At 69.2% G+C, this 22,949-nt stretch carries 18 protein-coding genes; 12 read left to right on the top strand and 6 right to left on the bottom strand.

What is annotated here, in order from left to right; all coding sequences use genetic code 11:
• Position 1: 1 nt before the first annotated feature.
• Together T333_RS11290 and T333_RS11295 are read right to left on the bottom strand one after the other, a co-directional pair.
• Positions 2 to 1,177, bottom strand: coding sequence for an amino acid deaminase/aldolase (locus T333_RS11290; RefSeq protein ID WP_496424416.1), 1,176 nt, complete (start codon positions 1,175 to 1,177; stop codon positions 2 to 4).
• 49 nt (positions 1,178 to 1,226) lie between these two features.
• A complete protein-coding gene (locus T333_RS11295) occupies positions 1,227 to 1,709 on the bottom strand; it encodes a TetR family transcriptional regulator (RefSeq protein WP_355001815.1) in 483 nt (160 codons plus the stop codon).
• A 400-nt stretch (positions 1,710 to 2,109) separates the two neighbouring features.
• Here T333_RS11295 and T333_RS11300 point away from each other — a divergent pair, with 400 nt between their 5' ends.
• Positions 2,110 to 2,856: a tyrosine-protein phosphatase gene (locus T333_RS11300; RefSeq protein WP_355001816.1), complete on the top strand. Its 747-nt coding sequence runs from the start codon at positions 2,110 to 2,112 to the stop codon at positions 2,854 to 2,856.
• Positions 2,857 to 2,864: 8 nt separating this feature from the next.
• Here T333_RS11300 and T333_RS11305 read toward each other — a convergent pair whose 3' ends face one another.
• Both T333_RS11305 and T333_RS11310 read right to left on the bottom strand, forming a co-directional pair.
• Positions 2,865 to 4,088 carry a class I adenylate-forming enzyme family protein gene (locus tag T333_RS11305; protein ID WP_355001817.1) on the bottom strand — a complete coding sequence of 408 codons (1,224 nt, stop codon included), beginning with the start codon at positions 4,086 to 4,088 and terminating at the stop codon, positions 2,865 to 2,867.
• 97 nt (positions 4,089 to 4,185) lie between these two features.
• The gene (locus T333_RS11310; RefSeq protein WP_355001818.1) at positions 4,186 to 4,980 is read right to left on the bottom strand and encodes an enoyl-CoA hydratase/isomerase family protein; all 795 of its coding nucleotides are present in this window, start codon (positions 4,978 to 4,980) and stop codon (positions 4,186 to 4,188) included.
• Positions 4,981 to 5,095: 115 nt separating this feature from the next.
• Between T333_RS11310 and T333_RS11315 the strand changes: the two genes are divergently transcribed.
• The 4 genes from T333_RS11315 (at position 5,096) to T333_RS11330 (ending at position 8,712) form a co-directional block, all read left to right on the top strand.
• Positions 5,096 to 6,121, top strand: a complete 1,026-nt coding sequence (locus T333_RS11315) for a glutathione S-transferase family protein (protein ID WP_496424417.1) — start codon at positions 5,096 to 5,098, stop codon at positions 6,119 to 6,121.
• 136 nt (positions 6,122 to 6,257) lie between these two features.
• Positions 6,258 to 6,989 carry a hypothetical protein gene (locus T333_RS11320; protein ID WP_355001820.1) on the top strand — a complete coding sequence of 244 codons (732 nt, stop codon included), beginning with the start codon at positions 6,258 to 6,260 and terminating at the stop codon, positions 6,987 to 6,989.
• The gene (locus tag T333_RS11325) at positions 6,986 to 7,936 is read left to right on the top strand and encodes an ABC transporter ATP-binding protein (protein ID WP_357250723.1); all 951 of its coding nucleotides are present in this window, start codon (positions 6,986 to 6,988) and stop codon (positions 7,934 to 7,936) included. The genes T333_RS11320 and T333_RS11325 overlap by 4 nt, the downstream gene beginning before the upstream one ends.
• Entirely contained in the window at positions 7,933 to 8,712 is a 780-nt protein-coding gene (locus T333_RS11330) for an ABC transporter permease (RefSeq protein WP_496424418.1), read from the top strand. The genes T333_RS11325 and T333_RS11330 overlap by 4 nt, the downstream gene beginning before the upstream one ends.
• On the opposite strand, the gene T333_RS11335 is transcribed toward T333_RS11330, so the two are convergent.
• Positions 8,647 to 9,156, bottom strand: coding sequence for a hypothetical protein (locus T333_RS11335; RefSeq protein ID WP_496424419.1), 510 nt, complete (start codon positions 9,154 to 9,156; stop codon positions 8,647 to 8,649). The genes T333_RS11330 and T333_RS11335 overlap by 66 nt on opposite strands.
• A gap of 159 nt (positions 9,157 to 9,315) precedes the next feature.
• On the opposite strand from T333_RS11335, the gene T333_RS11340 reads away from it, so the two are divergent.
• The 4 genes from T333_RS11340 to T333_RS11355 all read left to right on the top strand — a co-directional run bounded on the left by T333_RS11340 (position 9,316) and on the right by T333_RS11355 (position 18,809).
• On the top strand, positions 9,316 to 13,080 hold the full coding sequence (locus T333_RS11340) for an ABC transporter ATP-binding protein (RefSeq protein ID WP_496424420.1): 3,765 nt from the start codon (positions 9,316 to 9,318) through the stop codon (positions 13,078 to 13,080).
• A 106-nt stretch (positions 13,081 to 13,186) separates the two neighbouring features.
• Complete coding sequence (locus T333_RS11345) at positions 13,187 to 16,999, top strand: multifunctional oxoglutarate decarboxylase/oxoglutarate dehydrogenase thiamine pyrophosphate-binding subunit/dihydrolipoyllysine-residue succinyltransferase subunit (RefSeq protein WP_357250711.1); 3,813 nt, start codon at positions 13,187 to 13,189, stop codon at positions 16,997 to 16,999.
• Between the two features lie 271 nt (positions 17,000 to 17,270).
• On the top strand, positions 17,271 to 17,777 hold the full coding sequence (locus tag T333_RS11350; protein ID WP_355001827.1) for a TerD family protein: 507 nt from the start codon (positions 17,271 to 17,273) through the stop codon (positions 17,775 to 17,777).
• Positions 17,778 to 18,809: an NAD-dependent epimerase/dehydratase family protein gene (locus T333_RS11355; protein WP_496424421.1), complete on the top strand. Its 1,032-nt coding sequence runs from the start codon at positions 17,778 to 17,780 to the stop codon at positions 18,807 to 18,809.
• Between the two features lie 75 nt (positions 18,810 to 18,884).
• Here T333_RS11355 and T333_RS11360 read toward each other — a convergent pair whose 3' ends face one another.
• Positions 18,885 to 19,517 (bottom strand): TetR/AcrR family transcriptional regulator, encoded by a 633-nt coding sequence (locus T333_RS11360; protein WP_355001829.1) that lies wholly within the window; start codon positions 19,515 to 19,517, stop codon positions 18,885 to 18,887.
• Positions 19,518 to 19,586: 69 nt separating this feature from the next.
• Here T333_RS11360 and T333_RS11365 point away from each other — a divergent pair, with 69 nt between their 5' ends.
• From T333_RS11365 to T333_RS11375, 3 genes are read left to right on the top strand one after another with little or no spacing between them, the layout of a single operon-like run.
• A complete protein-coding gene (locus tag T333_RS11365) occupies positions 19,587 to 21,110 on the top strand; it encodes a flavin-containing monooxygenase (RefSeq protein ID WP_355001830.1) in 1,524 nt (507 codons plus the stop codon).
• Between the two features lie 5 nt (positions 21,111 to 21,115).
• On the top strand, positions 21,116 to 21,946 hold the full coding sequence (locus tag T333_RS11370) for an SDR family NAD(P)-dependent oxidoreductase (protein WP_496424422.1): 831 nt from the start codon (positions 21,116 to 21,118) through the stop codon (positions 21,944 to 21,946).
• A 5-nt stretch (positions 21,947 to 21,951) separates the two neighbouring features.
• Entirely contained in the window at positions 21,952 to 22,869 is a 918-nt protein-coding gene (locus T333_RS11375; RefSeq protein ID WP_496424423.1) for an alpha/beta hydrolase, read from the top strand.
• Positions 22,870 to 22,949 lie beyond the last annotated feature (80 nt).

The following is a 22,949-nucleotide window of genomic DNA, read 5'->3' on the forward strand; positions in this document are numbered from 1 at the left end:
CTCAGCCGAAGTTCTTGCCTTCGCCGCGGTAGGTGGGCACCGTGCTGCGGCTGCCGTCCGCCTCGACGAGGTGCACCCGGTCGAACCGCTCGCACAGTTCACCGGCCTTGGCGTGGCGGAGCCACACCCGGTCGCCGATGCGCAGTTCGGCGGCGGCCGTCAGCGGGGTCTGCACCTCACCGGCGCCCTCGGTGCCGATCAGCCGTAAGCCGCTGGGCCACACCGGCTTCGGCACTCGGGACGCGCCGGTCGGACCGGAGGCGATGTAGCCACCGGCGAACACCGTCGCGATGGACGGCGTCGGCTTGCGCAGCACGGGGGTGGCGAAGAACAGGGCGGGCCGCGGGGTGAAGGCGCGGTAGTGATCGAACAGCGTCGGCACGTAGAGCCCCGATCCCGCGGTCACCTCGGTGACATCCGGATCGGCGATGCTGACCTCGATGGAGCCGGTGCCGCCGCTGTTGACGATCTCCAGCTTGCCGGCCACCGAGCGCACCGCGTCCAGCACCCGCGTCCGGCGCTTGGCGATCTCGGCGGCCGAGGCGCGCTTGACCAATCGCACCGCGACATTGCTGTCGGGCAGCCCGGCGATCTGCGCCTCGTAGGTCATCACGCCGACCACGTCGAAGCCGCGGTCGAGCGCGGCGCGGGCCAGCGCGGCGGCCTGTTCGGGGGTGCGGACCGGCGAGCGGCGCACGCCGAGGTGCAGCGGTCCGATCCGCAGCGAGGCGTCCACGTCCAGGCAGACGCGGGGCCGCACCCGGTTACCGACGGCCAGGCGGATCAGCTCGAGCTGTTCGACGTCGTCGATCATGAGGGTGATCGCACCGAGCGAGGTGGCGTCGGCGGCCAATTCGGCCAGGGCCGCGCGGTCCACGGTCGGGTAGCCGAGCAGGATGTCGCGGGCGCCGAGACCGACAAGCCAGAGCGCCTCGCGCAGGGAGTAGGACATGATGCCCGCGAAGCCGTCGGCCGCGGTCAGCTCGCCACCGAGCACGGCTTCCAGGACGGCGCGGCAGCGCACGGACTTGCTGGCGACCCGGATCGGGACGCCGTTCGCGCGGCGGACCAGGTCGGCGGCGTTGGCGCGCAGCGCGGTCAGATCGAGCGCGGCCAGCGGCGGGTCGAGGTCGGCGGTGGCGGCGTGCAGTCCGGCGATCGGCGATGTCTCGCTCACCCGAACAACGTAACCACCAAACTGGTCACACGTCCAGTATTGGCCGGGATCAGACTTCGGCCGCCCGGGTGGCCAGGCCGCTGACCAGGTCGTCCGACACCACCAAAGTGGTCTCGTCGTTGCAGTCGGCCAGCCAGCGCAGCACGGCCCCCTGCAGGACGGACACCACGTAGGTGGCGATGTCGTCCACCGGCTCCAGCCACTGGGTGCCGGAGCGATCGGCGCAGAGCTGCAGGAAGTTGCCGACCTCGGCGTCCATCTCACGGAACATGGCCGCGGCGACCGCCGGGTCGGGCATGGGTTCGGACCGCACTTCCCAGCGCTCGCGCAGCGTCTGCACGGCCGCCTCGTAGGCGCGGATCTGTTTGGTCGGCGCGGCCTTGACCAGCGGCCAGTACGCGGTGACACCGGCATGCAACAGCACCCGCAGTGCCCGCACTCCAGTGATATCGAGCGAGGCGGCCGCCTTCTCCACGGCCTCGCAGATCGTCGGCCGCAACCGACTCTCCACTATTTCTCCACGTGCGCTCAACGACGACTCCCTCGGCGAAAGAACTCGCGCACCTCCATTGGCGCGACTCGCTGAACGTGGGCGAGCTGCCAGAAAATCCCCAGGCTGCCCGGTCCAACGTTCATCAATGGTAGAGGGTTTTCGGGGTTTGAGAACGGGTTCAGCGGGTATTCCAGACTGGAAGAATGTTTTGTTACCCAAACGGAATGACTCTGCAACGCTGCAGTGTCCCCACCGATCGGCGTTCCTGGGCGACTCCCGGACCCTCGCGGCCGGAAGACACACAATGCTCCACCTTACGGTCCGCTGCGACGCACCTGTCACCACTGTGGCGAAGCGCACAATAGCCCCGTGTAACCGGTTCGCCCCGGTGTCCGGCGTTCGATCCGGGGACGACTCCGGTGGCGGATAGCCTGGATCGGTGACTCTCCCCCCTCCCGCCGATCAGTTCTTCCTCTCCGGCACGTTCAACTTCCGCGACACCGGCGGCCTGCGCACGGTCGGCGGCGCCAAGGTGCGCCGCGGTGTGCTGCTGCGTTCCGCGCAGCTCAGCGGTCTCGACGCGGACGGCCACCGCACGCTGCGCGAAATCGGCGTCAGCGAGGTCTTCGACCTGCGCGGGGTGCGGGAGATCGACCACATGGGCCACGACAACCTGCCCGACGGCGTGCGGCGCAGCGTGACGCCCTTCGACTCGCGGATGGGCGAGGCGCCGCCGCACGAGACGCGCACCGGCTCCGCGTACGACCACATGCTCGAGGTCTATCGCGAGTTCCCCGCGCTGCCGGAGGCGAACTCGGCGATCGTCTCGATCGCGGAGTCCATCGTGCGCGGCGACGGCGCGGTGCTGGTGCACTGCGCGGCGGGCAAGGACCGCACCGGCTGGGCGGTCGCGACGCTGCTGCGCGCGGTGGACGTCGTCGAGGAGGACGTGCTCGCCGACTACCTGCTCAGCAACGAGGCCGTCGCACCGCTGCGCGCGTTGATCGAGCCCACCCTGCCGCCGGGCGCGAGCTTCTCCGAAGACCTGCTCGGCGTGCGCGAGGAGTACCTGGGCATGTCGCTGGAATCGGTACGGCAACTGCACGGGGACTTCGACCGCTACCTCGACGTCGTCGGGCTGACGCCCGAGTTGCGCGCGCGGTTGCGCGACCGGCTGCTGGAATAGGTCACCGCTCAGGCGATGTCGCGCCGGACCAGACCGTGCGCGTCGATCGACACCTGGTCGCCGGTGTGGAACCAGCTGCCGGTGAATCGGTGCGCGGTGGTCTCCGGGTCGTTCCAGTACCGCGGGGTGACATTCGGTCCGCGACAGAGCAATTCGCCGTGCCCGGCCCCGGCCCGCGGACCCCACAGCGCCAATTCGGTACCGCCGAACGGGAATCCGAGGACGCGGCCCGCGTCGGCGGGCGTCTCGGTGTCGTCCACGGCGAGACCGATGCCGCTGGTCTCGGTGGCGCCCCAGACCGACCAGTGCCGGGCCGAGGGAAACGCGTCGCGCAGTGCGGCCGCCAGACCGCTCGCGGTCCGTTCGGCGCGATGCCCGGCGCTGCTGACCCGGCTGATGCCCTCGGTGGGCACGCCGTCGGCGCGCAGCGCGGCCAGCTCGGGAAGTAGCCCCGCGAAGATGCGCGGCGTGCCCGAGACCATGTCGATCCGTTCGGCCACGATGGCTTCCGCGAGACCGCGGCCGTCCTTGGCGAGCACCACGGTGCCGCCGACCGCGAAGGTGGGCAGCAGCTGGTCGACGCATCCGCTGGCGTGCGCCAGCGGAGGCAGGACCAGGTTGCGCACACCGTCGGTGGGCAGGTCCAGCGCGGCGACCACCGAGCGGACCGCCGAGAGCAGGTTCTCGTTGGTCAGTTCGACGCCCTTGCGGGTGCCGCTGGTGTAGCAGAGCAGGGCGAGATCGTTGAGCGCCGCGCCGTCGTCGATGAACGCGGCGCCGTCGGGCAGTTCCACCTCACCGCCGCGCGAACCGCCACCGAGCACGAAATCCGCCTTGCTGTCGGCGATCACCTGCTCGGCCACCTTCGCGGGAAGGCCGTCGTGCACCAGCACCGGTACCGCGCCGCTGAGCAGCGCCCCGAGGAACGCCTGCACCCAGCGCGCGCCCGCGGGCATGTGGATGGCGACCCGGTCGCCGTAGCCGACGCCGTGTTCCTGCAGTCCGCCCGCGATGCGCGAGGCCGAGTGCCACAGCTCCCGGTAGGTGAGCCGGGGCCCACCGAGCTCGACGACCGCCTCGCGCGCCGCGAAGGCGTGCACCTGTAGATCGAGCAGCTCGGTGAGCGCCGGGGTGAGGTTGCCGTAGCGCAACACTCCGTCCGCGCCGCGGGCCAGCGGGTTTCCACACGCGGGCGACTGAGTCAGGGGGTATTCGACCAAGAGCTGCGACATTTGTCCTCCGCGAGATGCCTTTAGCTGCCAGGCACCTGCGACTATATGACGCGGATCACAATTTCGCGGGAATAGTCGAATTACCGTGTCCCCGCCGTCACTGGCCCGTGTACGTCGCCTTGCCCGGTCCGACCTCGAGGAAACTGCGCACCGCGCCGCGCAGATCGTCGGTCGCGAAGAGTTCGCCGGACACCTCCGGGGTCACCGAATCGGCGTGTGCCACACCGCCGGAGCGCCAGGCCTCGACGATCCGCTTGGTCGCCGCGTGCGCCTTGGTCGGGCCCTGCGCCAGCCGGTGCGCGAGTTCCCGCGCCGCACCGTCGACGTCCTCGTGCACGCCGTTGACCACGCCCCACTCGGCCATGGTCGCCGCGTCGTAGAGATCGCCGGTCATCACGAATTCCCGCGCGCGGCCCGACCCGGCGCGTTCGGCGAGCCGCTGCGGGCCGCCCATGGACGGGGTCAGTCCGACCACCGTCTCCACCAGACCGAACTTCGCCTTCGGCGCGGCCAGGATGATGTCGCAGGCCAGCGCGATCTCGAAGGCGGCGGTCAAAGTGAGGCCGTGCGCGGCGAACAGCACAGGACACGGCAATGCCTCGAGCGGATGGATGATCTGCGCGAACAGCGAACGCCACAGCTCGGCGCCCTGTTCGATGGTGAGGCCGTCGAACACGTGCACGTCGACGCCGCCGGAGACCACCTTGCCCTCTGCGCGCAGCAACAGCGCGCGCGGCGGATTCGCGCTCAGCTCGGCGATGTCCTGCACCAACGCGTCGAACATCGCCCGATCGAAGAGGTTCAGCGGCGGATGGGCCAGCGTCAGGACGGCCACCTCCGCGCCGCCGTCGGTGATTTCCCGTTCCAGCCGAGTGGCCCTGGTTTCGCTCATGCCCGCGCCTCGCTGACGCTCGGCTCCGGCATGCGCGAGGCGCACTGGCACATGATTCGCTCACTTCGTTCGCTCATTGCGCCAGCCTAAAACCTCCGTCTGCCAGACTGATCGTGTGACCAAGGCGGCATCGGAAAGCGGTTCGTACGTCGAACCGGGTGAGTTCAAGCGGGACACCAACTACATCACCACCCGCATCACGGCCGACGGACGCGACGGTTATCCGGTGGAGCCGGGCCGGTATCGGCTGGTCGCGGCGCGCGCGTGCCCGTGGGCCAATCGCACGCTCATCGTGCGCAGGCTGCTCGGCCTGGAGGACGCGCTCTCGCTCGGCCTCTGCGGCCCCACCCACGACAAGCTGAGCTGGACCTTCGATCTCGATCCCGGCGGCGTCGACCCGGTGCTCGGCATTCCCCGGCTGCGCGACGCCTACCTGGCCCGCTTCCCCGACTATCCGCGCGGCATCACCGTCCCCGCGGTGGTCGAGATCTCGACCGGTCAGGTGGTCACCAACGACTACGCCAGGATCACGCTGGACTTCTCCACCGAATGGACGAAGCTCCACCGGGAAGGCGCGCCCCGGCTGTACCCCGAGCCGCTGCGCGCCGAGATCGACGAGGTCAACGACGTCGTCTTCCGCGACGTGAACAACGGCGTCTACCGCTGCGGCTTCGCCGGCGCCCAGGACGCCTACGAGGCGGCCTACGACCGGCTCTTCGCGCGGCTGGACTGGCTCTCGGATCGCCTTGCCGGACAACGCTTCCTGGTCGGCGACACCATCACCGAGGCCGACGTGCGGCTGTTCACCACGTTGGTCCGCTTCGACGCCGTCTACCACGGCCATTTCAAGTGCAACCGGCAGAAGCTGAGCGAGATGCCGGTGCTGTGGGCCTACGCCCGCGACCTGTACCAAACCCCGGGTTTCGGCGACACCGTCGACTTCGCCCAGATCAAGACCCACTACTACGTGGTGCACACCGACATCAATCCGACGAAGGTCGTCCCGAAGGGACCCGACCTGAGCGACTGGCTGACCCCGCACGGCCGCGACGAGCTCGGCGGCAGGCCGTTCGGCGAGGGCACCCCGCCGCCACCGCCGCCGCTGTCGGAGCGGGTGCCCGCCCTGCGCGGTCCGGCCTGACCGGCGGAGGTCGTCGTTTCGGGTGGCGCGCCACGGGAACCCGGAACACGAGCCGGTTCGTTGTCGTGTTGGGCCGACGATGGTTCGGTGCCATAGAGTTCTGGCAGCGAAGGCTGAGACTTAAGGGGTGTTGCCGATGAGGCACGGCGCGTTCGAGAAGACCGTGGTCGCCTTGCTCGAGAACGGGTCGAAGCTGCAGGCGCCCGCGGTCGAGAAGTACATCGATCGGGTCAGGCGCGCCCATCCCGACGAGACCCCGGCGCAGATCCTCGACCGGATCGAGCGCCAGTACCTGCTCGCGGTGACCGGTAGCGGCACCGCGGCGGGCGCGACCGCGGCGATGCCCGGCGTCGGCACGGTCGCCTCGCTGGCCACCATCACCGCGGAGACGGCGTTCTTCCTGGAGGCCTCGGCGCTGTACACGCTGGCGGTCGCCGCGGTGCACGGAATCGCGCCGGAGGCCAAGGAGCAGCGCAGGGCGCTGGTCCTCGCGGTGGTGCTCGGCGATTCCGGCATGGAGATCGTGGAGCGCTCGGTCGGGCAGTCGGCCAAGAACTGGGGCACCCTGCTCGCCAACCGGGTCCCGGGCCTGTCCGGCATGAACGACTCGCTGATGAAGCGGTTCATCGTGCGGTTCCTCACCAAGCGGATGGCGCTGATGGCGGGCAAGGTGATCCCGATGGGCATCGGCGCGGTCATCGGCGGCGTCGGTAACCGCGCCCTCGGCAAGACCACGGTGCACAACGCGCAGAAGGCCTTCGGGCCCGCGCCGGCCTTCTGGCCGGTCGACCGGCAGCTCGTCGTCGAGGCCGATCCGCTGCCCGCGCTCGACGCCACCCCGCCACGCTTCCCCGCCGACCCGAAATGACCCCAGCCAAAACGGCTTTGGTCGTTCGCGGCCTGAGCAAGCGGTACGAACTCGGTTCGGCCGTCGAGAACGTCGGCTTCAGCGTTCCCGCGGGGAGCACCGCGGCGCTGGTCGGTCCGGCGGGCTCGGGCAAGACCACCATTCTGCGGATCCTGCTCGGTCTGCTGGAACCGTCCTCGGGGAGCGCGGAGATCAGCGCGTCGCCGGTGGGCGGGATGCTCGCGCCGCGTGGACTGCATCCGAAGCGCGCCGCCCGGGACCACCTGCTGGTGTACGCGGCCGCGGCCGGAGTTCCGGACGCGCGGGCCGACGCGACGCTCGAGGCGGTCGGCATGAAGGATGCCGCGCGCGTCAAGACGGGCGCGCTCTCGATCGGTCAGCAGACCAGGCTGGCGCTGGCCACCGCGTTGCTCACCGATCCTCCGGTGCTCATCCTCGACGAGCCCACCGAGGGACTCGATCCCGCCGAACGCGGCTGGCTGCACGATTTCCTGCGCAGGCACACCCGCCGCGGCGGCACGGTGCTGCTGACCAGCGCGAGCCTCGCCTCGGTGGTGGCGATGGCCGATCAGCTGATCGTGGTGAGCGAGGGTGCGGTGGTCTACCAGGGCACTCCCGCGAAACTGCGCCGCAATCACCCCGACCGGCTGGTGGTCGCCGCGTCCACCCCGGTGGCGTTGGCCACGATGCTCGCCGCGCGCGGCTACACGGACGCGGTCATCCGGCCGGACGGGCGGCTCGCGGTGGCCGAGGCGAGCGAGGCCGAGATCACCGACGCGGCCAAGGCCGCCGGTGTGCGGCTGGACAGCGTGACGCCCGATCCGATCCACCCCGACCGAGTCCTCGCCTCGCTGACGAAAACGAACAAGACCGCGGCGCCGATGTTCCCGCCGCCCGCGGCGCACGCACCCCATCCGCAGCCGACGCCCTACGGGATTCCGCGATGATCACTCTGCCACCGGACCTGGTGCCGCCGGTCAACTCCGAGGTCCGCAAGGTCTACACGCTGCGCTGGTGCCTGGCGCTCGGGGTGACGCTGCCCGCCATCGCGCTGGTGGCCGCCACGGTGACCTCGGTGCTGGCCGGGCCGGCTGACCCGAAGTCCGCGCTGGCCACCGGGGCCGCGACCATCGGGCTGTATCTGGCGCTGGCCGCGACGATCCTGGCCGCCGCCGTGTTCGGCGCCGCGGGTGCGGGCGGTGAGTTCCGCTATCGGACCATGCCGGTGACCTCGCTGTTCACCGCGGATCGCGATCGGCTCGCGGCGGCCAAGCTGCTGGTCACCGGCGCGTACACGCTGGCGGTCACGGTGCTGGTCGAGGTGTGCGCGTTCGCCTGCCTGCTGGCGTTCGGCCGGGGCAAGTTCGAATTCGGCACCCGATTGCTGACGGTGTTCGGCACCGGCCTGCTCGCCGCGGTCTGCTGGTCGCTGCTCGGCGCCGGACTCGGGCTGCTGCTGCGCCAATCGACCGGTACGGTCGCGCTGATCCTCGGCTGGCTGCTCGTCTTCGAGCCGCTGGTCTGGTTGGTGGCCAATGGGATCGGGCTCGGCGGCGTGGTCACCCTGCTGCCGGGGTCGGCGACCGTCGCCACCGTGGCGGTCGGCTCCTTCCCCGACAGCGACATCCTCGCGCCGACCCCGGCCGCCTTCGTCGTCCTACTGCTGTGGACGATCGGAATCGCCGGCGCGGGCTGGTGGCAGCTGCGCGGCCGCGATATGTGAGCCGCGACCGTCACCCGAGGGCGCGATCCCGCGCCCGCCCCGCAGCATCCGGAGCACCTCCCCGACGCCGTGCTCGATCTGGTTCAGCCGCGTATTCATCCCGTCGAACCGCGTGTCCATCCCGTCGAACCGAGCGTCCATCCCGTCGAACCGAGCGTCCATCGCGTCCAGCCGTGTATCGATCCCGTCGAGCCGCGAATCCATCCCGTCGAGCCGCGAATCGATTCCATCGAACCGCGAATCCATCCCGTCGAGCCGCGAATCGATCCCATCGAACCGCGAATCCATCCCGTCGAGCCGCGAATCGATCTTGCCGAAGCGCTCGTCGACCTCGCGGAATCCCTCGTGTACCTGGCGTTGCAGTTCGCCGACCTGTTCGTAGACGTCATCGACGTCGTGCCTGAGCTGGTGAAAGCGTCGTGTGAAATCCCCCTGCGATGTCATAGCGGCGAGATTAGATCCGCGCTCGAGGACACGCCAAGACCGGTGGGCAGACTCCGGGAACAAGCGGTGTGTCGCCGCGCGTCGTTACCTTCGTAAGAAGTACCGCCTGCACACGCAGGCGTCCGGGGGAGTTCGAGAACAGGACGGTGAACAGCGCAATTGACTGAGCAGAGCACGGCGGGGCGGGGCTGGATACGTCGGCTGTGGGCCGAGAGCCGGTCGCATCCCGGCACCATCGCGGGTGTCGCGGCGGCGGTCCTGGCGGGCGCGCTGGTGGAGGTGGCCGCGCCGCTGCTCACCAAGCGCGCGGTCGACGCGGCCGGTGTCGGCGACACCGAGGTGATCGGCGTGATCGCGGCACTGCTCGCGCTGCTCGCCGCCGGACGGTTCGCCGCGGCGTTCGGCAGGCGACTGCTCGCGGGCCGTCTCTCGCTCGACGTCCAGCACGGCCTTCGGGTGCGGTTGCTCGGATCGCTGCAGCGACTGGACGGCGCGGGTCAGGACGCGCTGCGTACCGGTCAGGTGGTCTCCCGTTCGATCACGGATCTGCAGCTGGTGCAGGGCCTGCTGGCGATGGTGCCGCTCTCCGGGATGGCGCTGTTGCAGTTCTTGCTCGCGGCCGGGGTGATGCTGTGGCTCTCGCCGCCGCTGGCGGTGGTCGCGCTGCTGGTGGTGCCCGGCATCGCCGCCGTGGTCTATCGGATGCGCCCGCGCCTTTTCGCGGCGACCTGGTCGGCCCAGCAGCGGGCCGCCGATCTGGCTCAGCACGTCGAGGAGACGGTCACCGGCGTGCGGGTGGTGAAGGGCTTCGGGCAGGAGGCCCGGATGGTCGACGTGCTGGAAGGGCACGGGCGCAAGCTCTACGCCGAACGCATGCGCGCGGCCCGGGTGGACGCCCGCTTCGCGCCGGTGGTCGCGGCGATACCGCAGGCCGGACTTGTCGGGGTGATCGCGTTCGGGGGCTGGCTGGCGCTGCACGGCTCCATCGGGCTCGGCACCTTCCTCGCCTTCGCCGCCTACGTGGCGACCATGACCTCGGCGACCCGCGCCATGTCCTCGGTGGTGATCCTGGCGCAGCTGACCCGCGCCGCCGCCGAGCGCGTCTTCCAGGTCATCGACTCCGCGCCGGTGATCGCCGATCCGCCCGTACCCGCCGCGCTGCCGGACGGCCCGCTCGGGATCGAGATGGATTCGCTCACTTTCGGATTCGATCCGGACCTGCCGATCCTGCGCGATCTCGACCTCACCGTGCGCCCCGGCGAGACGGTCGCGATCATCGGACCCGCCGGGTCGGGCAAGACGACGCTCTCGCTGCTGCTGCCGCGCTTCTACGCGCCCGACGCCGGGCACATCCGGCTCTTCGGCGACGGCCCCGACGCCGGGAAACCGGTCGACATCGCCGACGTGGCCGCCGCCGACCTGCGCGCGGCCGTCGGCGTGGTGTTCGACGATCCGTTCCTGTTCTCCGACACCATCGCCGCGAACATCGCCCTCGGCAGCCCGAGCGCCACCGACGCGGAGATCAGGCAGGCCGCCAAGCTGGCCGCCGCCGACGACTTCATCGGCGAACTGCCCGACGGATACGACACCGTCGTCGGCGAGCGCGGGCTCACCCTCTCCGGCGGCCAGCGGCAGCGCATCGCGCTGGCCAGGGTACTGCTGGCCCGCCCGCGCATCCTGGTGCTGGACGACGCCACCTCCGCCGTGGACGCGGTCACCGAGGCCGCCATCTTCGACACCCTGCCCGACCGCGGCGGCCGCACCACGATCATCCTGGCGCACCGCGAGTCGACGCTCGCCCACGCCGACCGGGTCATCCGCCTGCCCGCGCCCGCTCACCGGCCGACCCCCGCGACGATCGAACCCGAGGAGCCGACGAGAACACCGCGCGCCACCGGGCGGGCGGGCGGCTTCGGCGCGGCGGCCGCGGACCTTGCCGAGACACCCGAACTGCGCCGGACCATCGAGGAACTCCCGCCCGCCACCGAGGAACCCGGCCTCGATGACCGCGCGCTGCGCGAACCCGACCCAGGCTTCCGCTTGACGCGGCTGATGCGCCCGGTGCGCTGGCTGGTGCTGACGGTGGTGAGCCTGCTCGCGCTCGACGCGCTCGTCGGCGTGGCCTTCCCGGCGCTGGTGCGCTACGCCATCGATACGGGTGTCAGCGCCGGACAATCCGACGCGCTCGTGCTGGCGGCGGTGCTCGGCGGCGGGCTGGTCGCGGCGGGCTTCGCGGTCGGCGCGGCGACCATCGTGCTCACCGCGCGCACCGGCGAACGCGTCCTCTACGGCCTGCGCGTGCGCAGTTACGCGCATCTGCAACGACTCGGACTGGACTACTACGAGCGGGAACTGTCCGGCCGGATCATGACCAGGATGACCACCGACGTGGACGCGCTGTCGAGCTTCCTGCAGACCGGCGTGGCGACCACCCTCATCGGCGTGCTCACCCTGCTCGGCATCGCGGTGGCGCTGCTGGTCATCGATCTCTCCCTGGCCGTGGTCGCGCTGCTCGCCCTGCCGCCGCTGATCGTGGCGACGGTGATCTTCCGGCGCTTCTCCTCGACCGCCTACACGGTGTCGCGGGAACGCGTGTCGACGGTGAACGCCGATTTCCAGGAGAACGTCACCGGCCTGCGCGCGGTGCAGGCCAACCGGCACGAACCGCGCGCGGCGCGGCGGTTCGCCGAATACTCCGAGCGCTACCGCAACTCCAGGATGCGGGCGCAGCGAGCGATCGCGCTGTACTTCGCCTTCGTCATCGCCTGGGCCGACCTGGCGCTGGCCGCGGTGGTGTTCGTCGGCGCACGCGAGGTCGCCGTCGGCGCGACCAGCGCGGGCACGCTGGTCGCTTTCGTGCTGTATCTCCAGCTGCTGTTCGGTCCGATCCTGCAGCTGTCTCAAGTCTTCGACGGCTACCAGCAGGCCAGGGTCGGGCTGCGCCGCATCGGCGAGCTGCTGCGCACGCCGTCCTCGATCGCCGCGGATCCGCCGGACGCGGTGACGATCGCCGACGGTCTGCGCGGCGAGGTGGCGCTCGATCACGTGCGTTTCCGCTATCCCGGAACCGAGACTCCGGCACTGGACGATGTCGAGCTGCGCATTCCGGCCGGGTCCACGCTGGCGCTGGTCGGGCCGACCGGCGCGGGCAAATCGACGATCGTCAAGCTGCTCGCCCGCCTCTACGACCTGCCGCGGTCGTCCGGCGTCGCCGCTGTCACCGACGAGGCGGACACCGAACAACGCGATGCCGGGACCGTCCGCGCGAAGTCCGACGCGGACGCGTCCGGCACAGCGACAAGCACCGGCGCGATCGTCGTCGACGACGTCGACCTCCGCGATTACCGCCTCGCCGATTACCGTTCCCGGCTCGGCATCGTCCCCCAAGAAGCTCACCTCTTCACCGGCGACGTCGCCAGCAACATTGCATTCGGACAACCATCCGCAACCCCGGAACAGATCCGCGACGCGGCGGCAGCGGTCGGTGCGACCGACATGATCGCGGCGCTACCCCTCGGACTGCGGCAACCGGTCGGCGAACGCGGGCGCGGACTGTCGGCCGGACAACGTCAGTTGATCGCCCTCGCCCGGGCCGAACTGGTCCGTCCGGACCTGTTGCTGCTGGACGAGGCCACCGCGACGCTCGATCCGGAAACCGAGTCGTCGGTGCTGGTAGCGAGCAGATCGCTGACCCGAGGGCGCACCACGGTCGTCGTCGCGCACCGGCTCGGCACGGCCGCGCGAGCCGATCGGATCGCGGTCGTCGAGCGGGGCCGGATCACGGAATTCGGGACGCACGCCGACCTGGTCGCGGCGGGCGGAACCTATACCCGCCTCTGGGCGGCGGCCCGCGAAACGGGAGGAATATTCTCGGACCCGGACGAGTCTGCACAGAAGAGTTTGGGTCTGTCCGGTGGTGGGTAGCTTCGTCGATTTGCCGCTGGGCATATCCTCGACAGAGGGTCCATCGGCGCGCATCCGCTGATCCCCATGCCGGGCACGTCACAAACGTCGCAGCGCGAAGAACGAAATGAGGCGAACACCTGCTGTGAGCAGCTCAACTTCCCAGTTCGGACAGAACCAGTGGCTAGTCGACGAGATGTATCAGAAGTACAAGCAAGATCCATCATCCGTCGATGAGAGTTGGCACGAGTTCCTGGCCGACTACACCCCCGAAGCGAGCGGCGACGCCACGAACTCGCAGCCCACTGCGCCGACTCAGAACACTGCGCCGACCCAGACCGCTGCGCCCACCCAGACCGCCGCGCCGACCAAGAACTCCGCCCCGGCGCCCGCCCCGGCCGCGAAGCCCGCTCCGGCCGCCGCCAAGCCCGCGCCCGCTCCGGCTCCCGCCGCGAAGCCCGCGCCCGCCGCGAAGGCCACCGCCGCGCGCGCCCCCCAGACCACCCCGGCGCCGATCTCCAACGCCGCGCCGACCTCCGGCGGGCCGAAGCCCACCGAGGCCGCCGACGAGGCGAAGGTGCTACGCGGCGCCGCGGCCGCCGTCGCGAAGAACATGTCGGCGTCGCTGGCCATCCCGACCGCGACCTCGGTCCGCGCCATTCCGGCCAAGCTGATGATCGACAACCGTCTGGTCATCAACAACCACCTCGCTCGCACGCGCGGCGGCAAGATCTCCTTCACCCACCTGCTCGGCTACGCCATCGTGCAGGCGGTGAAGTCGTTCCCGAACATGAACCGGCACTTCGCCGAGATCGACGGCAAGCCGAACGCGGTCACCCCCGCGCACACCAACCTCGGCCTCGCCATCGACCTCCCCGGCAAGGACGGCAACCGCTCGCTGGTCGTGGCGGCCATCAAGGGCACCGAGGAAATGACCTTCGGTCAGTTCCACACCGCCTACGAGGACATCGTCCGGCGCGCCCGCGACGGCAAGCTGACCGCCGAGGACTTCTCCGGCGTCACCATCTCGCTGACCAACCCGGGCACCATCGGCACCGTGCACTCGGTGCCCCGCCTGATGAACGGTCAGGGCGCGATCATCGGCGCGGGCGCCATGGAGTACCCGGCCGAGTTCCAGGGCATGAGCGACGAGCGCATCGCGGACCTGGGCGTCGGCAAACTGATGACGCTGACCTCCACCTACGACCACCGCATCATCCAGGGCGCGGAGTCCGGTGATTTCCTGCGCACCATCCACCAGCTGCTGATCTCCGACGAGTTCTACGACGAGATCTTCCACGGCCTCGGCGTGCCGTACGAGCCGGTGCGCTGGCGCAAGGACATGAAAGAGCGCGGCGTCGACAAGAGCTCGCGCGTGCTCGAGCTGATCGCCGCCTACCGCAACCGCGGCCACCTGATGGCCGACACCGACCCGCTGCGCCTGATCAAGGACAAGTTCCGCAGCCACCCGGACCTGGACGTCACCCAGCACGGCCTCACCCTGTGGGACCTGGACCGCGAGTTCAACGTCGCGGGCTTCCACGGTCAGGAGCGGATGAAGCTGCGCGACGTGCTCTCGGTGCTGCGCGACGCGTACTGCCGCCACGTCGGCGTGGAGTACATGCACATCCTGGAGACCGACCAGCTGCAGTGGATCCAGGAGCGCGTCGAGCAGAAGCACGTCAAGCCGACCGTCGCCCAGCAGAAGTACATCCTGAACCGGCTGAACGCGGCCGAGGCCTTCGAGACCTTCCTGCAGACCAAGTACGTCGGCCAGAAGCGCTTTTCGCTGGAGGGCGCCGAGGCGGTCATCCCGATGATGGACGCCACCATCGACCAGTGCGCCGAGCACTCGCTCGACGAGGTCGTCATCGGCATGCCGCACCGCGGCCGCCTGAACGTGCTCGCCAACATCGTCGGCAAGCCGTACTCGAAGATCTTCACCGAGTTCGAGGGCAACATGAACCCGGCGGCCACGCACGGCTCCGGTGACGTGAAGTACCACCTCGGCGCGCGCGGCACCTACCTGCAGATGTTCGGCGACAACGAGATCGAGGTCTCGCTGACCGCCAACCCCTCGCACCTGGAGGCGGTCGACCCCGTGCTCGAGGGTCTGGTCCGCGCCAAGCAGGACCTGCTGGACAAGGGCGACGGCCCCGAGGGCTTCTCCGTCATGCCGCTGATGCTGCACGGTGACGCCGCGTTCGCGGGCCAGGGCGTGGTCGCCGAGACGCTGAACCTCTCGGGTCTGCGCGGCTACCGGGTCGGCGGCACCATCCACATCGTGGTGAACAACCAGATCGGCTTCACCACGGCACCGGAGAACAGCCGCTCCACCGAGTACTCCACCGACATCGCCAAGTTCATCGGCGCGCCGATCTTCCACGTGAACGGCGACGACCCGGAGGCTTGCGACTGGGTGGCGCGTCTCGCGGTCGACTTCCGCCAGAAGTTCCGCAAGGACGTGGTCATCGACCTGATCTGCTACCGCCGTCGCGGCCACAACGAGGGCGACGACCCGTCGATGACCCAGCCGTACATGTACGACGTCATCGACACCAAGCGCTCGGTGCGCAAGAGCTACACCGAGAGCCTGATCGGCCGTGGCGACATCTCCATGAAAGAGGCCGAGGACGCGCTGCGCGACTACCAGGGCCAGCTGGAGCGCGTGTTCAACGAGGTCCGCGAACTGGAGAAGTTCCCGCCGGGGCCGAGCGAGTCGGTCGAGGACGACCAGAAGGTGCCCGCGACCGTGCAGACCGCGGTCGACAAGGCCGTGCTGCAGCGCATCGGCGACGCCTTCCTCAACGTGCCCGACGGCTTCAACGTGCACCCGCGCGTCAAGCCGGTGCTGGAGAAGCGCCGCGAGATGGCCTACGAGGGCAAGGTCGACTGGGCCTTCGCCGAGCTGATGGCCTTCGGCACGCTGATCGACGAGGGCCGCGCCGTGCGCCTGACCGGTCAGGACTCCCGCCGCGGCACCTTCACCCAGCGGCACGCGGTGATCATCGACCGCAAGACCGCCGACGAGTACACCCCGCTGCACAACATCGGCAGCGAGAACCCGGGTTGGTTCGCGGTGCACGACTCGGCGCTGAGCGAATTCGCCGCCGTCGGTTTCGAATACGGCTACTCGCTGGGCAACCCGAACGCGCTGGTGCTCTGGGAGGCGCAGTTCGGTGACTTCGTCAACGGCGCGCAGTCCATCATCGACGAGTTCATCTCCTCCGGCGAGGCCAAGTGGGGCCAGCTCTCCGACGTGGTGCTGCTGCTGCCGCACGGCCACGAGGGTCAGGGTCCGGACCACACCTCCGGCCGCATCGAGCGCTTCCTGCAGTTGTGCGCCGAGGGCTCGATGACCGTCGCGGTGCCGTCCACCCCGGCGAACTACTTCCACCTGCTGCGCCGCCACGCGCACGACGGCATCCGTCGTCCGCTGATCGTCTTCACCCCGAAGTCGATGCTGCGCAACAAGGCCGTGGTGTCGGATCTCAAGGACTTCACCGAGTCCAAGTTCCACTCCGTGTTCGACGAGCCCACCTACGAGCAGGGCATCGGCGACCGCGGCAAGGTGAAGCGCGTGCTGATGACCAGCGGCAAGCTCTACTACGAGCTGGTCGCCGAGAAGACCAAGCAGAAGCGCGAGGACATCGCCATCGTGCGGATCGAGCAGCTCTACCCGCTGCCCAAGTTCCGCCTGAACGAAGCCCTCGAGGGGTACCCGAACGCGACCGACATCGCGTGGGTGCAGGAGGAACCGGCCAACCAGGGCGCCTGGCCCTTCTTCGGCCTCAACCTCCCCGAGCTGCTCCCCGAGCGCCTCGGCAAACTCCGTCGCATCTCCCGCCGCGCCATGTCCGCCCCGTCCTCGGGTTCGTCGAAGGTGCACGCCGTCGAGCAGGCGGAGATCGTCGCGGAGGCGTTCCTGCCCACCAGCTGACCCCCAGCTGCCTCGAACGCCGGGCGCGAAACCACTGGTTCCCAGTTGGTTTCGGCCCGGCGTTCGCCGTTTCCGGGTGCTGGGCGCGGCTTCGCTGGCGGGGGTGCGGGAATCATTTCTCTCGGCTCGACAGGAAATTGCGGGGCGACGCGGGTGGATGTGCCGACGGGACGGGGTCGCGGCTCATAGGGTGGGGGCGTTGCGCGCGTCGCGTGACGGAAGGGATTGGTGGAGCGTGGTTCCCGATGCGGGTGGGGGTTCCCTGGCCCTCGTGACGATGGGTATCGGCTGGGACGCGGCGGCCAAGCGGCGGTGGCTGCCCGGGAAACCGGCGGAGATCGATTTGAACGCGGCGGCATTGCTGTTCGCGAACGACGCGATCCTCGATGTGGTGTACCACGAGCAGCTGATGTCGCAGGACGGGTCGGTCCGCCACCTCGGCGACAGCACGAACGGCGAGGGGGACGGTGACGACGAGCTGATCACGATGGACCTGACCAGGATCGCGCCGCAGGTGAACACCGTGATCCTCCTGGTGACCTGCTACACCGGCCAGACCTTCGAGCAGATCGACAACGCCTACTGCCGGGTGATCGACGGCATGACCGAGACCGAGATCGCCCGCTACAACCTCAGCAAGCTGCACGCGCACACCGGCTTCCTCGCGGGCAAACTCGTTCGTTTCCAACAGGGTTGGGAGTTCCGCTCGATCGACGAGGAGATCCAGGCCGAGCATCCGGTCGAGGCGGTGCCACAACTCGCCCCGTTCCTCGTCTGAATGCGAATCCTCGTCACGGGCGCCAACGGCTACCTCGGCAGCGCCGTCGCCGGGCGGTTGCCACGCGACGGACACCAGGTCGTCGGACTGGTGCATCGCGAACAAGACCGTCTTCCAAAGGGATTGCCGATCCGGTTCGCCGATCTTCGTGAGCCGAAACGGCTTACGGCGGCCGTGCGGGATGTCGATGCCGTCTGCCACCTGGCCGGACTCACCCGCGCCAGGGAATCGGTCGCCGACCCGCTGCCGTACTTCCAAGTCAACGTCGGCGGCACCGTGGCGCTGCTCGACGCGATGGCACGGGCGGGCGTCGAGAAACTGGTGTTCGCGTCGACCGTCGCGATCTACGCCACCGCTATCCAGCCGATGACCGAAGACCTCCCCGACGCACCGCCCCACCCGTACGCCGCGAGCAAGCAGGCGGCCGAATCCGCCATCGCCGCCCAGGCCGCGACCGGCCGCCTCGCCGCGATAGTCCTGCGCATGTCCAACCTCGTCGGCGGCGCCGACACCGACCCCACCCGCCTGCTTCCCCGCCTGCGAGCCGTCGCGGCCGGGACCGGCGCCCGCCTCCCGGTCAACGGCGACGGCACCGCGACCCGCGACTACCTGCACATCGAGGACGCCGCCCGCGCCTTCACCGCCGCCCTCGCCCACCTCCCCGCCCCGGGCGCCTGCCACCGCTACAACATCGGCAGCGGAACCGGCACCAGCATCAACGACCTGATCGACCTCACCTCCCGCCTGGCCGGCCGCCCCATCCCGGTCGACCACCACCCCGCCGCCCAGGAACCTCCCACCTTGATCGCCGACAACTCCCGCGCCGCAAGGGAACTCGGCTGGCGACCGACCTGGGATATCGATGCGATCGTGCGCGAGATGTGGGCCGATCGACCCGACGATCACCCAGCGCACGACGTCGATCCGGCTCGCCAGCGTTCAGCGCTCGATCAGCTCGCGGCCATGGACCACAACCCCTTCCTCACCGACGACGAAATCGCTGCCCGGGAGAACCGCAAGCGCCCGACTTAGCCCGATCGCACGCGCCAGCGACCGGTTCGGCTCCTCGAGCACACCCGTAGCGCAGCGTGGCGAACCCGAGTCCGCTCAGCCTCGGAGCGCGGAGGCCAGCTCCGGGCTCAACGCGAGCGCCAAGGTCAGCAGCGATTCCACCAGGAGTTCGACGAGTTCCTCGCGGCTGATCGGCTCCGTGCGCAACCAGGTGAGGGTGGTTTCCTCGACGAACGCGATCCATCCGCGCATGCCGAGCATCAGGCGCGGGTGGTCGGCGGGGTCGATGGGGGTCGGCGCCTCGGCGAGGATGATGCCGATGATGGCGTCACGGGTCTGGTCGACCAGCGGGACCAGGTCGGGGCTGACGCTGGTCGGGCCGCGCAACAGCGCGAGGTAGGACGTGCGGTTCTCGCTGACGTAGTCGACGTAGCGCTCGATCGAATCGCGCAGCATGTCGAAGATGCTCAGCGACCGGTCCGGCGCCACCCGCTCGAGCAGTTCGGCGTTCGCGTGCCGGACGACCTCGCGCTGAAAGTCCTGCTTGGTGGGGAAATAGTGGAACAGCAGACCGCGCGAGATCCCCGCCTGGGCCGCGATCTCGCTGACCGAGAGTTCCTCGATGGTGCGCTCGCCGAGCATCGTGGCGCCCAGCGCGAGTAGCTGTTGACGGCGTTCGTCCGGACTCAGCCGGGTCCGCTTGCCGTTCTCGCCGTGGCTCTTGCTCACGGACTCATGCTACTGAACGGAATTCAATTGCTGTTGACTCACGCTCAATAAGCTCGTAGTCTCACTTACATGAGTCGCAAGGTTACAGACAAAGCTGTCGGCGACCGGTCCGTCCGCCACGCCAAGACGATCATCATCGGCAGCGGTTTCGCCGGTCTGGGTCTCGCCATCCGGCTGAGCCAGCAGGGCCGCAACGATTACCTGGTCCTGGAGCGCGGCAGCGATGTGGGCGGCACCTGGCGGGACAACACCTACCCCGGCGCCGCGTGCGACGTCCCCTCGCACCTGTACTCGTATTCCTTCGCACTCAATCCGAATTGGTCGCGCTCGTTCTCCCGGCAGGGCGAGATCCAGTCCTACATCCAGGGCGTCGCGAAGAAGCACAGCGTCCTCGACAAGCACATCTTCGACTGCGACGTGACCGGCGCCCGCTGGAACGACGACACCGCGCAGTGGGAAATCACCTCCAGCAAAGGCGATTTCACCGCCGACACCGTCGTCTCCGCGGTCGGCGCGCTCTGTGAGCCGAACCTGCCCGACATCAAGGGCATCAACACCTTCGAGGGCGAGATCTTCCACTCGGCCCGCTGGAACCACGACGCCGACCTGACCGGCAAGCGGGTCGCGATCATCGGCACCGGCGCCTCGGCGATCCAGATCGTGCCCTCGATCGCGCCGCGGGTCGCCTCGCTGGACGTCTACCAGCGGACCGCGCCGTGGCTGCTGCCCCGCATGGACCGGCCGTACCTGAAGGCCGAGCGGCTGGCGTTCAAGTATCTGCCCGGCGTGCAGCGGCTCTCCCGCGCGGCCATCTACGCCGCCCGCGAGACCCAGGTCGTCGGCCTCGCCAAATTCCCCGCGCTGATGCAGGGCTTCCAGTTACTCGCGAAGGCCAAATTGCAGTACGAGATCCGTGACCCCGAGCTGCGCAAAAAGGTCACGCCGGACTTCCGCATCGGCTGCAAGCGGATGCTGATCTCCAACGAGTACTACCCCGCGCTGAGCCGCGACAACGTCGACGTGGTCACCGACGGCATCCGCGAGGTCCGCGCGGGCTCGATCGTCACCAAGGACGGCACCGAGCGCGAGATCGACGCGCTGATCGTGGCCACCGGCTTCCACGTCACCGACTCGCCGACCTACGAGACCATCACCGGCAAGGACGGCCGGACGCTGAGCGAGGTCTTCGACGAGATCGGCCAGCAGGGCTACAAGGGCTCGACGATCGCCAACTTCCCCAACATGTTCTTCCTGCTCGGCCCGAACGTCGGCCTCGGCCACACCTCGATGGTGTACATGATCGAATCCCAGATCAACTACATCGCCGACGCGCTCGCCACCGTCGATCGCCTGGGTCTGCGCACCGTCGAAGTGCGCCGCGAAGTGCAGGACGCCTACAACAAGGACCTGCAGGCCAAGCTGAGCAAGACGGTGTGGAACACCGGCGGCTGCGCGAGCTGGTACCTGGACAAGCACGGCAACAATACGACGCTGTGGCCCGACTTCACCTTCCAATTCCGTAGGCTGACAAAGCATTTCGATGTCTCGGCCTACGCGACGACAACCGCGCCCGCCGATCTGAAAGCAGTGTGAAACCAGTGAGCAACGATGCTTACTTCCAGAACAAGGTCTGTGTCATCACCGGAGCCGGCTCCGGCATCGGCCGCGCGCTGGCCGAGAACCTGGCCAAGCGCGGCGCCAAGCTCGCGCTCTCCGACATCGACACCGACGGCCTCGCCGAGACCGTTCGCCGCTGCGAACAACTCGGAGCCAAGGTCAAGTCGGATCGGCTCAACGTGGCCGAGCGCGAGGCGGTGCTGCTCTATGCCGACGCCGTGCAGGAGCACTTCGGCGTGGTGCACCAGGTCTACAACAACGCGGGCATCGCCTTCCACGGCGAGGTCCTCCGCTCGGAGTTCAAGGACATCGAGCGGATCATGGACATCGACTTCTGGGGTGTCGTCAACGGCACAAAGGCGTTCCTGCCGATGCTCATCGAGTCCGGCGACGGGCACGTGATCAACGTGTCCAGCCTGTTCGGCCTGATCGCCGTGCCCGGCCAAAGCGCTTACAACTCGGCCAAATTCGCGGTGCGGGGCTTCACCGAGTCGCTACGCCAGGAGATGCTCGTCGCCAGGCATCCGGTGCGGGTGACCTGCGTGCACCCGGGCGGCATCAAGACCGCCGTGGCCCGCAACGCCACCTACGCCGAGGGCATCGACAGCAAGAACGCCGCGTCCATGTTCGACAAGAAGCTGGCCATCCACACCCCGGCGATGGCCGCGCAGACCATCACCGAGGGCGTGCGCAAGGGCCACGGCCGAGTGCTGATCGGCTGGGAGGCGAAGCTGCTCGATATGTTCGTGCGCGTCACGGCCTCCGGCTACCAGCGCATCGCCGCCGCGGTGAACCGGCCCTTCCTGCCCTGACGACCATGCGAGAGTTCGACATTCCGCTGCCCGTCGGCCGCGTGCTGCTGAAGCCGGTCTTCCGGATGATGCTGAACGCTCGGCTGCCGTTCACGGTGCAGCGCACGCTGATGGATCTCGGTGCGCCACTGCAATTGATGCCCTCGGGCGTCACGATGCGCAAGACGCGGCTCGGCGCTCGTCCGGCCGAACTGCACATCGCCGACTCGACCAGCCCGACCACCGCCGTGCTCTACCTGCACGGCGGTGGTTACGCGGTCGGCTCGATGGCCACCCATCGCTCGCTGGCGGCGCGGCTGGCCCGCGACACCGGCAGCGCGGTGTACGTCATCGACTACCGGATGGCGCCGGAACACCCGTTCCCCACGGGCCTGGACGACGCGGTCGCCGCGTTCCTGGAGCTGGTGTCGGAGAAGAATTTCCGGCCCGATCAGATCGCCCTCGCGGGCGATTCGGCGGGCGGCGGCCTGAGCATGGCCACCGCGCAGCGGCTGATCGCCGAGCACGGGATGACACCCGCCGCGCTCGGCCTGATCGCGCCGTGGACCGATCCCAACGAGATCCCCGATCGCGACGGCGACACGGTGATCAACAAGGCGTGGTCGCGCGCCTGCGCCGCCGCCTACCTCGGCGACGGTGACGGGAACGATCCCCGCTACGCGCCGCTGCGCGGAGTGCTGCACGGGCTGCCGCCGACCTACGTGCAGGTCGACGTCAGCGAGCTGCTGCACGCGCAGTGCGTCGCGCTGGTCGCGGCGCTGCGCGGCGCGGGCGTGCACGTGCGGTTCACCGAGAGCCGCGGGCTATGGCACGTCGCGCAACTGCAGGCCGGGCTGTTCCGGCCCGCCGCCGTCGCGCTGCGCGAACTATCCGATTTCCTGCGCGATGCCGTCCAACCGGTGTCGGCCAGCGACCTAGGATAAGACGACAAAAGGAGTCCTGGAAGTGTCGACCGATTACCGAGCAGCGAGATTTTCGGTGGTCGATGACACAGCCCGGCACA

Source organism: Nocardia sp. CNS-044, assembly GCF_059570515.1.